9 protein-coding genes are annotated in these 13,813 nt (G+C 58.0%); 8 read left to right on the top strand and 1 reads right to left on the bottom strand.

Going from position 1 to position 13,813, the window contains the following annotated elements; all coding sequences use genetic code 11:
* The first annotated feature begins 16 nt into the window (after positions 1-16).
* The 6 genes from ACTD9P_RS02695 (at position 17) to ACTD9P_RS02670 (ending at position 11,108) form a co-directional block, all read left to right on the top strand.
* Positions 17-1,219 (top strand): EAL domain-containing response regulator, encoded by a 1,203-nt coding sequence (locus ACTD9P_RS02695; RefSeq protein WP_438866582.1) that lies wholly within the window; start codon positions 17-19, stop codon positions 1,217-1,219.
* A gap of 342 nt (positions 1,220-1,561) precedes the next feature.
* On the top strand, positions 1,562-7,510 hold the full coding sequence (locus ACTD9P_RS02690; RefSeq protein WP_438866581.1) for a YadA-like family protein: 5,949 nt from the start codon (positions 1,562-1,564) through the stop codon (positions 7,508-7,510).
* A gap of 110 nt (positions 7,511-7,620) precedes the next feature.
* Positions 7,621-8,517, top strand: coding sequence for a hypothetical protein (locus ACTD9P_RS02685; protein WP_438866580.1), 897 nt, complete (start codon positions 7,621-7,623; stop codon positions 8,515-8,517).
* A 123-nt stretch (positions 8,518-8,640) separates the two neighbouring features.
* Positions 8,641-9,270: a cysteine hydrolase family protein gene (locus ACTD9P_RS02680; protein WP_438866579.1), complete on the top strand. Its 630-nt coding sequence runs from the start codon at positions 8,641-8,643 to the stop codon at positions 9,268-9,270.
* A gap of 184 nt (positions 9,271-9,454) precedes the next feature.
* Positions 9,455-10,198 carry a cysteine hydrolase family protein gene (locus ACTD9P_RS02675; protein ID WP_438866578.1) on the top strand — a complete coding sequence of 248 codons (744 nt, stop codon included), beginning with the start codon at positions 9,455-9,457 and terminating at the stop codon, positions 10,196-10,198.
* Positions 10,199-10,223: 25 nt separating this feature from the next.
* Positions 10,224-11,108 (top strand): LysR family transcriptional regulator, encoded by an 885-nt coding sequence (locus ACTD9P_RS02670; RefSeq protein ID WP_438866577.1) that lies wholly within the window; start codon positions 10,224-10,226, stop codon positions 11,106-11,108.
* Positions 11,109-11,261: 153 nt separating this feature from the next.
* Here the strand turns inward: ACTD9P_RS02670 and ACTD9P_RS02665 are convergent, their stop codons facing one another.
* Positions 11,262-11,819, bottom strand: a complete 558-nt coding sequence (locus tag ACTD9P_RS02665) for a fimbrial protein (RefSeq protein ID WP_438866576.1) — start codon at positions 11,817-11,819, stop codon at positions 11,262-11,264.
* Positions 11,820-12,108: 289 nt separating this feature from the next.
* Between ACTD9P_RS02665 and ACTD9P_RS02660 the strand changes: the two genes are divergently transcribed.
* Both ACTD9P_RS02660 and ACTD9P_RS02655 read left to right on the top strand, forming a co-directional pair.
* Positions 12,109-13,326 (top strand): EAL domain-containing response regulator, encoded by a 1,218-nt coding sequence (locus ACTD9P_RS02660; RefSeq protein WP_438866575.1) that lies wholly within the window; start codon positions 12,109-12,111, stop codon positions 13,324-13,326.
* Positions 13,327-13,350: 24 nt separating this feature from the next.
* Complete coding sequence (locus ACTD9P_RS02655; RefSeq protein WP_438866574.1) at positions 13,351-13,755, top strand: hypothetical protein; 405 nt, start codon at positions 13,351-13,353, stop codon at positions 13,753-13,755.
* Positions 13,756-13,813: the final 58 nt, after the last annotated feature.

Genomic DNA, 13,813 nt, shown 5'->3' with positions numbered 1-13,813 from the left:
CACTGAGTATCATTTGATGTCCACTTACCCCCTGCGTGTCATTGTCCTTGAGGATCACCGCTTTCAGCGTGCCATCGCGGTGACGATGCTGCAGAAAATGGGGTGTGCGCAGGTGTTTCAAGCCAGCAATGGTGTTCAGGCGCTGGCGTTGCTCAAAAAGGTAGGGCCGGTTGATGTGGCGTTGTGCGATTTGTGCATGGACGGCATGGACGGGCTCGAGTTTTTGCAGCAGGCCGATGAGTTGGGCCTGGTCCGCTCAGTGATTATCAGCAGCTCGCTGCCCATGGACCTGCGTCGCACGGCGCGGCAACTGGTGGTGCTGCTGAAGATCCAGTTTTTGGGTGACGTCGGCAAGCCGTTGCATTACGCCGCGCTGGAAATGCTGCTGAAAAAGCACACGACCCAGGCGGTGGTTGAAAAGCCTGCCCACTGGACAATCGCGCCGCCCAGTGTCGCCGAGGTTCGGCGTGCCATGACCGATCAAGAGTTTCATCCCTACTTTCAGCCCAAGTTCATGTTACAGACCGGTGAGGTCAATGGCGTGGAGGTCTTGACCCGTTGGCATCATCCGGTACATGGCGTGTTGACGCCGGCGTACTTTATGTCTGCGCTGGAGGAGGGTGGCTTGATGGATGAGTTGCTAATGGATCAGCTGCGTCAAAGCCTGTTCTTGCAGCGTCAGGCGAACAAGAAAGGGCATGGGTTGAACATTGCTTTTAATGTACTGGCGACCCAGTTGGCGAATGAGCGTCTGGTCCGCAAGATCAAGGCGTTGCTCACAAAGTTTAACCTGTCGGGTTCGGGGTTGACGTTTGAATTGACTGAAAGCGGCCTGCTGCAAGCAACACCCAGCAGCCTTAAGAGTCTTGTACAACTGCGCATGATCGGCTGCAAGTTATCGATCGATGATTTCGGTGCAGGTTATTCCTCTTTACAACGGTTATGCCAGTTGCCGTTTAACGAAATAAAGTTGGATGGGATGTTTGCCCAGAACTTCCTTGAAGAACCGCGTAGTTGCGCGATTATCAGCAGCACGCTGGCGTTGGGCAAAGCACTGGGCATGTCGGTGGTCATAGAAGGCATCGAGACCCAGGAACAACGCGAACAGTTGATCGCATTGGGATGTACTGAGGGCCAGGGGTTCATCTTTGCCCGCCCCATGAGCAGTGTTCACCTGATGCAATGGCTGGATGAGCGGCGTGTATCGACGGTGGAGTGATCGCACCGTACCGAGCCGTTGTGAAATATAACGTTATGCCTGCCGAGTGCGCTGTGCACAACGATTGCCTGCACTCATCCAAACGGTGCGGGCGAAAACTGACTCGCTCAGAGGCGAGGCGTTATTTGTTAAATGGTGATGTCCAGAAGGGAGTCGGGTGCCTATGCGAAAACAATCTTGCGTGCATACGTTAAACATACTTCAGCGGCTCAATTGTGCAGCGTATTGCCGGCTTTGGCCGTCGTAGTGAATGAAGGGTTTGCTGAAAACTAATTATTAAAAATACAGAGTTTCGAATGTTCGAAGTTCTTTGTTTGAGGTTGGCGTTCGCCAATAAAAAAGATGAATAAGATTTTTTCGATTGTATGGAATGCTTCTTTGGGTGGCTGGGTAGTGGCTTCCGAGTTTGCCTGCAAAAAAACTAAAAGCGGTCCTTCCAAGGGCATGAAAAAAGCCGCGGCGATGACCGCAGGCCTGTCGTTGGGGTTGGTGTCCGCTTTCGCGATGGCCGGCACCTCGGTGCAGCTTGACCAGGTCGGCAATGGTACGGCCAACGGTACCGGAAGCACCGCGCCGGCGATCTCCGATGCTTTTTCGATTGCCATCGGCGCCGGCGGCGGGTCTACGGCCACCGGTTCCAGCGTCGCGATCGGTAACGCCTCGATAGCCACAGGCGGAAATACGACAGCGCTAGGGACCAACGCCCAGGCAACTGGGTTTAATGCTATGGCGCTGGGTGGGGCGAGCCGTGCCTACGGCACTAACAACGTAGCCTTGGGGCCAAACGCAGTCGCGGGCGTGTCGGGGTCGGCGACTGTCACAGGTGCCACCGCCTTGGGCTCGGGTGCCTTGGCAACTGCCCTCACCGCTTCTTCTTTTGGTACTTCAAGCGTGGCCAGTGGTGAAGCGTCCACTGCGTTGGGTGTCAGCAGTAAGGCCACCGCCGCCGGCGCCAGCTCGCTTGGTCAGAACTCCGTCGCAAGTGGTGTTGCTGCAACATCGCTTGGCTATGCGACCACGGCTTCGGGTCGTAACGCAGTGGCAATCGGTAATAGTACTCAGACCACGGGTAATAACTCGATCGCTGCGGGCTCCGGCGCCGTGGCTTCGGGCGATGGTGCGGTCTCGCTGGGTAATGTCTCGGTGGCTGATAGCGACGGTGCAGTTGCCTTGGGTGTGCTGGCTCACGCCACTGGCGGCCGTTCGGTCGCTATGGGGGCCGAGACCACCGCCAACGGTCAAGGCGCAGTGGCGTTGGGCAACACCAGTATCGCGACAGGGCAGGGCTCGGTGGCGTTGGGCAATACATCGCAAGCCAACAATGCCGGTTCCGTGGCCTTGGGCGACACCGCCACCGTTTCTGCGGCAGCGGCTAAAGGCCTTGCACTGGGTTCGGGAGCCATCTCCAGCAATGCCGGTGCGGTAGCCCTGGGTGCCAACAGCACCACGGCAGCCGCCAACGCAACCACCGGGGCAACCATCGGCGGTACGGCGTACACCTTCGCCGGTGCGGCGCCAAGCAGTGTGGTAAGCGTGGGCAGCGCAGGCACCGAACGTCAAATCACCAACGTAGCGGCAGGCCAACTGAGCGCCGCCAGCACGGATGCGATAAACGGCTCGCAACTCAGTGCAACCAACCAGCAGGTCACCACCAACTCAAGTAATATCGCCACAAACACCACCAACATCGCCACCAATACCGCTAATATTGCGACTAACACCAGTAATATTGCCGGTAATACCACCGCCATTAACAACATCGTCACCAATGGCACCGGCATCAAATTTTTCCACACCAATTCGACCCAGGCAGACAGCTCCGCTACCGGCACCGACAGCGTTGCAGTCGGCCCGGCATCCAGCGCCACGGCCACCAACGCGATGGCCTTGGGCAATGGCGCTACCGCCGGCACGGCCAACTCGGTCGCCCTGGGTAGCGGCGCGACCACCGCCGCGGCCAACGCCACCACCAGCACCGTCATCAATGGCACGACTTACACCTTTGCGGGCGGGGCGCCGGTAGGCGTACTCAGCCTGGGTTCGGTCAGCAGCGAGCGGCAGATCAGCAACGTTGCGGCCGGCCAGGTTTCGGCGGCCAGCACCGATGCCGTCAACGGCAGCCAACTGTTCGCGACCAACACTTCGGTGAACAGCCTGGGCACGGCCATCGCCAACATTAGCAGCGGTGTAGGGATTAAATATTTCCATGCCAATTCAACTTTGGCTGACGCGTCGGCGACGGGCTTGAACTCAACGGCAGTAGGGCCAAATGCTCAGGCCTTGAACACTGCGGACACGGCGATTGGCTTGAATGCCCAGGCCAGCGGCAGTGGTTCGTTTGCGGGCGGCACTTCTTCGCTGGCATCAGGTAATTCCGCACTCGCTTTGGGTTCTGGTAACACGGCATCCGGTCAGCATGCATCGGCTATCGGCTATCAAAGTCAGGCTGCTGGCGCTGAGTCGATCGCCTTGGGTGTCTTGGCCAATGCCAGTGCCGAAGGCGCCAGTGCTCTTGGTCAGAACGCCACGGCGGGCGGTGTCGCTTCGACGGCGCTCGGATTCGGGACCTCCGCAGCGGGGCGTAACTCCGTGGCTATCGGCAATAGTACGCAGACCATGGGAAATAACTCGGTCGCTGCGGGCTCCGGCGCTGTGGCTTCGGGTGACGGTACGGTCTCGTTTGGTAATGTTTCTGTGGCTGATAGCGACGGCGCCGTTGCCTTGGGTGTACTGGCGCACGCCACTGGCGGACGGTCTGTCGCCATTGGTGCCCAGACCACCGCCAATGGGCAAGGCGCTGTAGCGTTGGGCAACACCAACGTTGCCACGGGGCAGGGCGCGGTGGCCTTGGGCAATACGTCGCAAGCCAACACTGCCGGCTCGGTCGCATTGGGCGACACCGCCACCGTCTCTGTGGCGGCCACTCAAGGTCTCGCGCTGGGCTCGGGAGCCACTTCCAGCAATGCCGGTGCAGTAGCGCTCGGTGCCAATAGCACCACGGCGGCCGCCAATGCAACCTCCGGTGCAACCATCGGCGGTACGGCGTACACCTTCGCCGGTGCAACCCCAACCAGCGTGGTAAGTGTGGGCAGCGCAGGCGCTGAACGTCAGATCACCAACGTGGCGGCCGGCCAGCTGAGCGCCACTAGCACCGACGCGGTGAACGGCTCGCAACTTAACGCGACCAACCAACAGGTCACCACCAACTCAACCAATATCGCTACCAACACCACCAATATCGCGGGTAACACCTCGGCGATAAACAACATCATCACCAACGGTGCGGGGATCAAGTATTTCCACGCCAACTCTACTTTGGGCGACAGCGTCGCAACAGGTGTTGACAGTGTGGCGATAGGGCCGGCGGCTCAGGCAACGGCCGCTAGTGCGATTGCAATGGGTAATTTGGCTGATGCCGGCGGTGTAAAGTCTGTTGCCATCGGCGACTCGGCCAATGCATTTACGGATTACGATATTGCAATTGGCAGAAGTGCCACCACCAACGGCCCCGTCGGATTTGGCGGGTCAGTTGCTATTGGCGATCACTCTACTACGACGGGTCACGGAGCTACTGCTATAGGCAATGCCTCGACGGCCAGTCAGCAATACGCAGTTGCACTGGGCAGTTCCGCTAATGCCGCTGCACAGAACGCTACAGCTGTGGGCACCGGTGCTCAGGCGACAGGTAATAACTCGTCCGCGCTAGGCATGAACTCCCAAGCATCGGGTGACAGTTCTATCGCAATCGGTGGTGTTTCACAGTTTGGTTTGCCGAACAGCGCAGCACATTCCTCGGGTACCTATTCGATTGCTCTGGGCTCGGCCAGTCAAGCACAAAACACCAATAGCGTAGCTATCGGCCACAACGCGGTTTCCAGTACCGATAACTCGGTCGCCCTGGGCAACAACGCAACCACGGTCGCAGCTAACGCTACGTCCAGTACCGTGATCAACGGCACCAGTTACACCTTCGCAGGTACGGCGCCAGTGGGTGTACTCAGCCTGGGCTCGTTGGGCAACGAGCGTCAGATCACCAACGTTGCAGCCGGCCAGGTCTCGGTCGCCAGCACCGATGCGGTGAACGGCAGCCAACTGTTTGCCACCAATAGTGCAGTCGACGGCATTGGCAGTCAGGTCAACAACATCGTTAACAATGGCACCGGCATCAAGTATTTCCACGCTAACTCAACCCTGGCAGACAGTACCGCCACCGGTGTCGACAGCGTGGCAATCGGTGCGCAAGCGGCCGCCGGTGGCGCGCAGTCGTTCGCCGCAGGCGTGGGGGCTTCGGCAGGCACCGCAGGCAGCCTGGCGTTGGGCAACCAGGCGAGTGTGGCCGTAGCAGGCGGCGTCGCGCTGGGCCAAGGCTCGGTGTCCGACCGCGCCATTGCGCCGAGCAGTGGAGCGATCACCGTGGGTAGCGGCACGATCAACTACAACACCTCGGATGCAACCTTGCTCGGCGCGGTCTCGGTGGGTAAAACCGGCGAGTACCGTCAGTTGACCAACGTGGCGGACGGCACCGAGGCGCACGATGCGGTGACCTTGCGTCAATTGACAGGGGCCGTGGGGTCGCTCAGTGCCACTGGCACCAAGTACTTCCATGCCAACTCGGTTAACCCTCAAGACTCGCTGGCCGTAGGCCAGGATGCAATCGCAGTTGGGCCGGCCTCTGTGGTCAATGGCGACAACGGTATCGGCATCGGTAATAACGCAGTGGTCAGCCAGGCGGCAGCCGGCGGCATCGCATTGGGCCAAAACAGCCAGGTGCTGCTGACGTCCGGTATCGCTATCGGCACTCAAGCTCAGGCTCAGGGTGAGCAGTCGCTGGCATTGGGCGCCGGGGCGGTAGCCAGCAATGCGTCGAGCGTGGCGCTGGGTGCCGGTTCGATCACCACGGTCGGTGCTCAAACAGGCTATGGCGCTTATGGGTTGACGGCGTTGCAGAACTCCGTGGGCGAAGTCGGCGTCGGCACGGCGTTGGGCAACCGCAAGATTACCGGGGTGGCGGCAGGTTCTGCGCCTAACGATGCGGTCAACGTTGCGCAGCTGTCGGCGGTGGGTGATCAAGTGGCACAAAACACCACTGAAATCACCAACCTGGGCGGTCGTGTCACGAACGTCGAAAACAACGTCAACAGCATTGTGAACGGCGGGGGTGTGAAGTACTTCCACAGCAACTCCACTCAAGCCGACTCGGTGGCCAGCGGCACGGATTCGATTGCCGCAGGCCCTGCTGCAGTCGCATCCGGTAACGCTTCGGTCGCGACCGGTAACAAGGCTGCGGCATCGGGTGCAGGCTCAGTGGCAGTGGGCAACGGTGCTGTCGCCAGCGCCAATGGCAGTGTCGCCCTGGGCCAAGGCGCCAACGACAACGGTCGCGGCGCCGAGACCTACACGGGTCAGTACTCCAATGCCAGCAACGCCAGCGTCGGCACTGTGTCGGTGGGCAATGCCGCCACCGGCGACACGCGTACCGTCAGTAATGTTGCCGACGGCAAGCAGGCTAATGACGCGGTCAACGTCAGGCAGTTGGACGGTGCGGTGGCACAAGCCAATCAGTACACCGATACCTCGATCAAAAACCTGAGTGGTAATGTTTCCCAGACCAACACCGACGTGACCAATATCAAGAACGGCACCGACGGTATGTTCCAGGTGAACAACAGCAGTGCATTGGCCAAGCCTAAAGCCACCGGTACCAACGCGATAGCAGGCGGCGCGGGTTCGCAGGCCTCGGGTAACAACAGCGCTGCCATCGGCACCAATGCCAAGGCCAGCGGGGAAAATGCGCTGGCCGTGGGCAACGGTGCCAGCGCTACCGGGAAAAACAGCGCGGCACTGGGCGCCAACTCGGTGGCCGATCGTGACAACAGCGTCTCGGTAGGGGCCGTGGGCAGCGAGCGGCAGATCACTAACGTGGCCGCCGCGACCCAAGGCACCGACGCGGTGAACTTCGACCAGCTCAACAAGAGCGTGGCGAGCGCCACCAACAATGCGAATGCCTACACCGATCAGCGTTATTCCGAACTCAAGAACGACCTGAAGAAACAGGACGACACCTTGAGCGCGGGGATCGCCGGCGCGATGGCCATGGCCAGCCTGCCACAACCTTACGCACCGGGTGCCAGCATGACTTCCCTGGGGGCCGCCAACTACCGGGGTCAATCGGCACTGTCGCTCGGTGTGTCGACGATCTCCAAAGATGGTCACTGGGTCGGCAAGCTGCAGGCCACCACCAACACCCAAGGCGACGCGGGCGTAGGTGTCGGCGTGGGCTACCAGTGGTAAGCGCTACCTGCGCCCGGTTTATACCGGGCGCTCTTTAACCTGAAATCGCCCGACGGCATGGCTTAGCGCTTGCCGTCGGGCTTTAATTTTTTAAGAACAAGGCCTACACCATGTCATTGCTTAAAACTACCGGATGGCTTTTTCCGCTGGCCTTACTGGCTGGCTGTGATGCTGCTGTGCACAGCGCTGCACAAAAGCCGCCGCAAGGGGTTTCACTGCCGGCCTTGCCGATTATTGAAGGCGCCGTGGCAGGCCTGGTGCCGATGATCGACGGGCAACGTAACGATCTAATGATGCGCCAGGTCTGCGCGTTGGCGCGTGGCGAAAGCTCGGCGGCGCAAGTCGCGCAAACCCTGCAACAACAAGGCATCAACCTGAGCAACGTTGCGCCCCAGGGCCACCCGCTGTCATTGCTGGTGGACCCGGATGCTGCTCGGCGCGCCACCGCCTGCGCGGCCTACATCGCCACATCGGTGATGACCCTGCCGAAAACCAGTGAGTTCATGGTGCCCGCCAAGGCTGATCAAACCGCAGGCAAGCATGCGCAAACCATGAGTATCGACCCGCAGAAACTCAACAACTACCTGCGTGTGCAATTGGCCGTCGCCAAAGCCGATGCCGATCTGTTTGCGCTGATTGCCACGCAACTGGAGCAAACGCCAGGCTTGACCCTGGAGCAATACAATCAACGCGCGCAAAACCTCTTCAGCAGCATTGCGCCGGCGTACTTGCAGCGCGTCAAAGAGTTGTATGCCAATGGGCAGAACACTCAATACAGCTTGAAGGAATACTCGGACAACCGGTTTGCATTCACCGCCAGCAGCGGTCATCTGTTCGAGTACGGCTACGACGGGTTGAACCTGAGTTTTAACCGCATCGTCTGGTATGGCGCAGGACAACTGCTGGGCAGGAGCTATCGCCTGGAAGTGGCGTACTTCGACCCCGCACTGATGGCACTGCTCAAAGATCGGGCAGGCAGCGGTGCTGCGATCAAATCCAACCCCTGATCGACCGACGGGTCTGTGCTGATAGTGCACAGGTATTGTGCTGATTGGTGCATGGTTATGACATAAGATGCTGAATAAACTGAGCCTCATCAACCCTTCACCCGCTGACCAGGAAGATTCGTAATGAACTCAGTACACGTCAATTCGCACCCGACCATTCGCGCAATGTCCGGTGCCGCACCTATCGAACAGCTGGATGCCAAGACTTCGGCTCTGTTGGTCATCGATTTTCAAAATGAATATTTCAGCGGTGCAATGCCAATCCCCGATGGCCTGCAAGCGCTGGAAAACAGCCTCAAGCTGATTGCGTTTGCCGACCAGGCCAAGCTGCCTGTCTACCATGTGCAGCATGTTGCGCCGGCAGGTTCGGCAGTGTTCGCCCTGGATGGCAAGACGGTCGATTTTCACGCGCAGATCGAGCCGCGTATTCAGGACAAAATCGTACACAAGACCAGTGTCAGCGTATTCGCCAGCACCGACTTGCACGACCAACTGCAAGCGGCCGGAATCAACACATTGATCATTGCAGGCCTGATGACCCATGCCTGTGTGGCGGGCGCTGCGCGCGATGGCGCTGCATTGGGCTATGGCATTGTGGTTGCATCGGATGCATCGGCCACTCGCGCGATTACCCGGATCAACGGTGAGTCCGTGAGCAAGGACCAATTGCACGCCTCGGCGCTGGCAGAAATCGAAGACACGTTCGGTGATGTCATGACCACGTCGCACATTGTCGGTCTGCGCACCGTCTGATCGTGGTTCAGCCTTAAAACGCCGTCTGCCCTGAAGGGCCGGCGGCGTTTTTTTGCGTGAGATAAAAAGATTTATCTGTGCAAATTTCAAACAGATATTGTGCTTTTTTGTGCGTTTTAGAAGTTGCGCAGTCTGCTTAGACTGAGCACCAGTTAACCCAATCACGCACATCAGGAACGCTCATATGACCAACGTCACGCTGTTCAAATCCGCTCAATCCAGCCGCTCCGTTTCCAGCCTGTTCAAGTCCGCCGCCGTGGCGTTGGGCCTGATGATGGGCATGGGCCAGTTTGCCGCCGCCGCCGATGCTCCAGTGAACGCGCATCCGACCATTCGCGCCATGTTCGGTGCCAAGTCGACGGATCATCTGGACCCTAAAACTACCGCGCTGGTGGTCATCGATTTCCAGAATGAATACTTCACCGGCCGTATGCCGATTCCTGATGGCATGAAAGCCCTGGAAAACACTAAGCGCCTGATTGCGTTTGCCGACAAGGAAAAGATCCAGGTCATTCACGTACAGCACATCGCCCCACCGGGTTCGGCCGTATTCGCCACTGATGGCAAGACAGTCGATTTTCACCCGCTGATGCAGCCGCGCCCACAGGACAAAATCGTACGCAAAACCACCGTCAGCGTATTCGCCAGTACTGACCTGGATGCCCAGCTGAAAAAAGACAATGTCAAAACCCTGATCATCACCGGCCTGATGACCCACGCCTGTGTTGCCGGCGCCGCACGTGATGCCGTGCCGTTGGGCTATGACGTTGTGGTAGCATCCGACGCCACCGCGACCCGTGCCATCACTCGCGCCAATGGCAAGTCCGTCAGCAAGGATGAGCTGCATAACTCGGCACTGGCTGAAATCGAAGACACCTTCGGCTCGGTCCTGACCACTTCGCAAATCATTGCGCTGCCGGTTAACTGATACCCAGACTTGGAACGCCTGCTTCATGAACCAGTTATCTGCCATGCGCGCCTTCCGGTGCATCGTTGAAGCCAAGGGTTTTTCTGCTGCGGCAGAGCGTTTGGATACCACACACTCGACGATTTCACGGCAATTGCAGCAACTGGAGATTGAACTGGGCGTTCAGTTGATCAACCGCAACACCCGGCGCTTCAGCCTGACCGGATCAGGAGAGCAGTATTACGCGGCCTGTGTCGACATTCTCGACCGCGTGGAGGCTGCAGCCCAAGCCATGGCCCTCGGACATCAGCGTCCGGAGGGCCTTTTGCGTGTCAGCGTCCCTTTGGTTGTCGGCACGCTGGATCTGCCACACTGGCTGCCAGGGTTCCAGAAGCGTTATCCCGATATCGAACTGGAACTGTGTTGCGATGATCACTTCGTCGACCTGGTTGCCGAAGGCTTCGACGTCGCTATCCGCATTGCCGGTTCCCTGGCCGATACCACACTGGTTGCTCGCACGTTGGCTGTGTCGCCGCTGGTGCTGGTTGCCTCATCCGGCTACATCCGAACTCACGGTTTGCCGCGTACCGCCCAGGAACTCGACAAGCATCGCCTGCTGACGTTTGTGGGGGCCACCTCGGACTGGCAGTTGACCCCGGCTCGTGGCGTTTCGGTGACCGTTGCCCCTTCTGGTCAATTCAAGACCAACACCATCAGCGCCTTGCATGCGGCAACCCTGGCGGGTGCCGGTATTGCTTGCTTCACCCAGGCCACCGTGCGTAACGATCTTGCGCACAGCCAGCTTGTCGGCATCCTGCCCAACTACGCATTGGGGCACCGAAACTACTACGCGCTATACCCTCATTCCCGGCATTTGGCACCCAAGGTCAGAGCGTTCGTCGATTATATGGCGGGTTATTACGCGGTGTGATGTGTCGGCAGCGTTGAGCGTGCACGTGAGCATCACGGGGGATTCGCTACGAACTGAAAACAGGGGAAGGGTTGCTGCGAGGGCAGATGGCGAACAACGCCTGTGACAAGTGTTGTTCGTCATCGTTTTTTCAGGGCCGCCAGGCCGCAGGACTTATTGGTAGTCCAAGTTGTAAGTCACTTGGCCAACCACGCTGCCTGGGGTGGTCGCGCCGGTGGCGTAGTACTGCACGCCGTAGTTCATGACCGCACTGCTGTTGCCGGAGCTGCCCGGGACCAGGGTTGAGCGGGTGTTGTTGGACTTTTGCGCAGTATCACCCGCCTTGATCGGCAGACCCGTCACCACATCGAGCAGTTGCAGTTGCACGTTTTGGGCGGTGCCCGTGGTGTTCTTCAAGTTGCCGCTGACTGCGTCGACCGTAGCGCTGGACTCAAAAAAGGTTGCCACGGTATTAGCGGGGCCTGTGCATCCTGCTACTCGAATCTGAAAGCCAGTGGCGCCCTGTACTTGCGCGGCGGTTGCCAGGCGCGCGGTGGAGACGGTCGGCAGGGTCACGCCACCAGGCAGGGGGCTCACCATGCCGTTGACGGCAATCAGGCACGTCTCTGCGATCACTGAACCATTGAAGTTCACACTGCCGTCGGTGGCGTTGGCCACTTGGGCGCCGCCTGCGGCCGCCAAAAGGCTCAAGGCAAGAATGTTACGGATCATAAGGGTAATTCCATTAAAGAAGGCATTGGTAGGTGTCGTGACTGCCGATAGCTTGCAGGCACTCATCGACCGCTCGGCCGCATCTGTGACCGTTCTTTAAAGATCGCTCGTTTTGAGTTGTCAAAAAATAGGACGCGTCCGTCAAATCATTGGGAAATTTCCGACAGTAAAAGCACGCACTGTGTTGAGGTGCTCTGGGAAAATTCCTACTTTTAGGTGAGCTGTTTCCTACTAGTTCTGTTGGTGTCGGCATGCATGATGTGCCGGTGTAATATTGGGTTCGAACTAGATGCTCACCTTTAATCTCCGTGTACTCGTTCTCGAAAGTCATACATTCCAACGCTCTATCGCAGTGGCTATGTTGCAGCACATGGGGTGTGCGCATGTTTTTCAAGCGGCCGAGGGCGCCCAGGCAATCGAGTTGCTCAAGCAGATAGGTTCGGTTGATATCGCACTGTGTAATTTATACATGGACGATATTGACGGGCTGGAGTTTTTGTCTTGCGTTGATGAATTGGGCTTGGCGAAGTCGGTCATTATCAGCAGTTCTATTTCTGCCGAGTTGCTGCTCAATATTCGCCAGTTCGTCAATGTGCTGGGCCTGAACTTACTGGGCAGCATTGCCAACCCTATTCAATACGGCGACTTGAAAGCGCTGTTGAAAAAACACCTGTCGATGCCTGGAGTCAGCATGGCCGATAATGAGCCTGTTAATGATTTGGGAGACGACGAGATCTGCAGTGCCTTTGCACGCGGTGAGTTTGTTTCCTACTTTCAACCTAAATGTGATTTGCGAACCGGCGAGTTTCGCGGTGTAGAAGTATTGACGCGCTGGCAGCACCCGACTAAAGGCTTGCTCTATCCGCCCAGTTTTATGCAGGTACTTGAGCGCTGTGGGTTATTGAATGAATTGCTGTTTACTCAGGTCAAGCAAAGCCTCGCGCTGCAGTCCCACTTGAAGATACGCGGACACAGTGTGAATTACGCCCTCAATGTCATGGCCAGCCAACTCTCGGACGGCTCACTGAGCATGGGTATTAAAAAGCTGCTTGGCACCTATGCGGCTTCGGGTTCGGGGTTGACCTTTGAACTGACGGAAAGCGGCTCCCTGGAAATAAACAGAACCACGCTCAAGTGCCTGATCCACCTGCGCATGATGGGGTGCCGGTTGTCGATCGACGATTTTGGCATGGGCTTTTCATCGATGCACCGGTTGTGTCAATTGCCGTTCACCGAAATCAAGGTGGACCGTGAGTTTACCAAGCGTTTCCTGATTGACGACCGTAGCAAGGCCATTATCAACAGCACCCTCGCGCTCGGAAAAACACTCGGTATGACGGTGGTCATCGAAGGTGTAGAGACGGAGGAACAAAGGCTGCAACTGGTTGAATTGGGGTGTACTCAAGGTCAGGGGTTTCTTTATGCCAGGCCCATGAGTGCCTTTCATTTTGCGCAGTGGCTAAGTGACAAGAAGTCCAGTTTGCAGGGCGATTTGAATTGGACTTAGTGAACACATTGAGGTGTCGCCCAAATGGTCAATAAGGCGTTGAGGATAGTCATCGCAGAAAGTGACGGCAGGCGAGGGCTGAAACTTGAAAGAATACTGAACGCGCTCGGGTATTACGGCGTTGCGCCGATACGCTCACTTGATGAAGTGTTATGCATCACTAATAACGAGGGGCAGCCGATCGATGTGTTGTTTATCAACGCCGCGTGGTTGGTGGGGCGTGGTGCAGAATTGCTAAACACCGTACGCAGCAAGAGTAAACCCATCCAAGTGTTGATTTATAACGATCAGGGCTTGGCGCCCAGACCTGTGCCGATCCTGTTTGGCGGCGCAATCAATGTATCGGCTGCGCCGGTTGTGGACGTTGAGTCCATGGCGGTTTACATGGCGATTGTCGAGACCGTGAGCGGCAGGGCACGGCGTCCATAAACTGATTTTCTTTGTAGTGGGTGGCCGTCGACAGGTTGCATTTACGCACTTTAAAGCA

Source organism: Pseudomonas onubensis (assembly GCF_965653655.1).
Classification (GTDB): Bacteria; Pseudomonadota; Gammaproteobacteria; order Pseudomonadales; family Pseudomonadaceae; genus Aquipseudomonas.
Note: the sequence above shows the minus strand (reverse complement) of the source record. Positions and strands in the feature narration are given on the sequence as shown.

Coding starts and splice junctions, on each gene's coding strand:
- ACTD9P_RS02695 (WP_438866582.1), top strand. CDS start 17: ATGTCCACTTACCCCCTGCGTGTCATTGTCCTTGAGGATCACCGCTTT.
- ACTD9P_RS02690 (WP_438866581.1), top strand. CDS start 1,562: ATGAATAAGATTTTTTCGATTGTATGGAATGCTTCTTTGGGTGGCTGG.
- ACTD9P_RS02685 (WP_438866580.1), top strand. CDS start 7,621: ATGTCATTGCTTAAAACTACCGGATGGCTTTTTCCGCTGGCCTTACTG.
- ACTD9P_RS02680 (WP_438866579.1), top strand. CDS start 8,641: ATGAACTCAGTACACGTCAATTCGCACCCGACCATTCGCGCAATGTCC.
- ACTD9P_RS02675 (WP_438866578.1), top strand. CDS start 9,455: ATGACCAACGTCACGCTGTTCAAATCCGCTCAATCCAGCCGCTCCGTT.
- ACTD9P_RS02670 (WP_438866577.1), top strand. CDS start 10,224: ATGAACCAGTTATCTGCCATGCGCGCCTTCCGGTGCATCGTTGAAGCC.
- ACTD9P_RS02665 (WP_438866576.1), bottom strand. CDS start 11,819: ATGATCCGTAACATTCTTGCCTTGAGCCTTTTGGCGGCCGCAGGCGGC.
- ACTD9P_RS02660 (WP_438866575.1), top strand. CDS start 12,109: ATGCTCACCTTTAATCTCCGTGTACTCGTTCTCGAAAGTCATACATTC.
- ACTD9P_RS02655 (WP_438866574.1), top strand. CDS start 13,351: ATGGTCAATAAGGCGTTGAGGATAGTCATCGCAGAAAGTGACGGCAGG.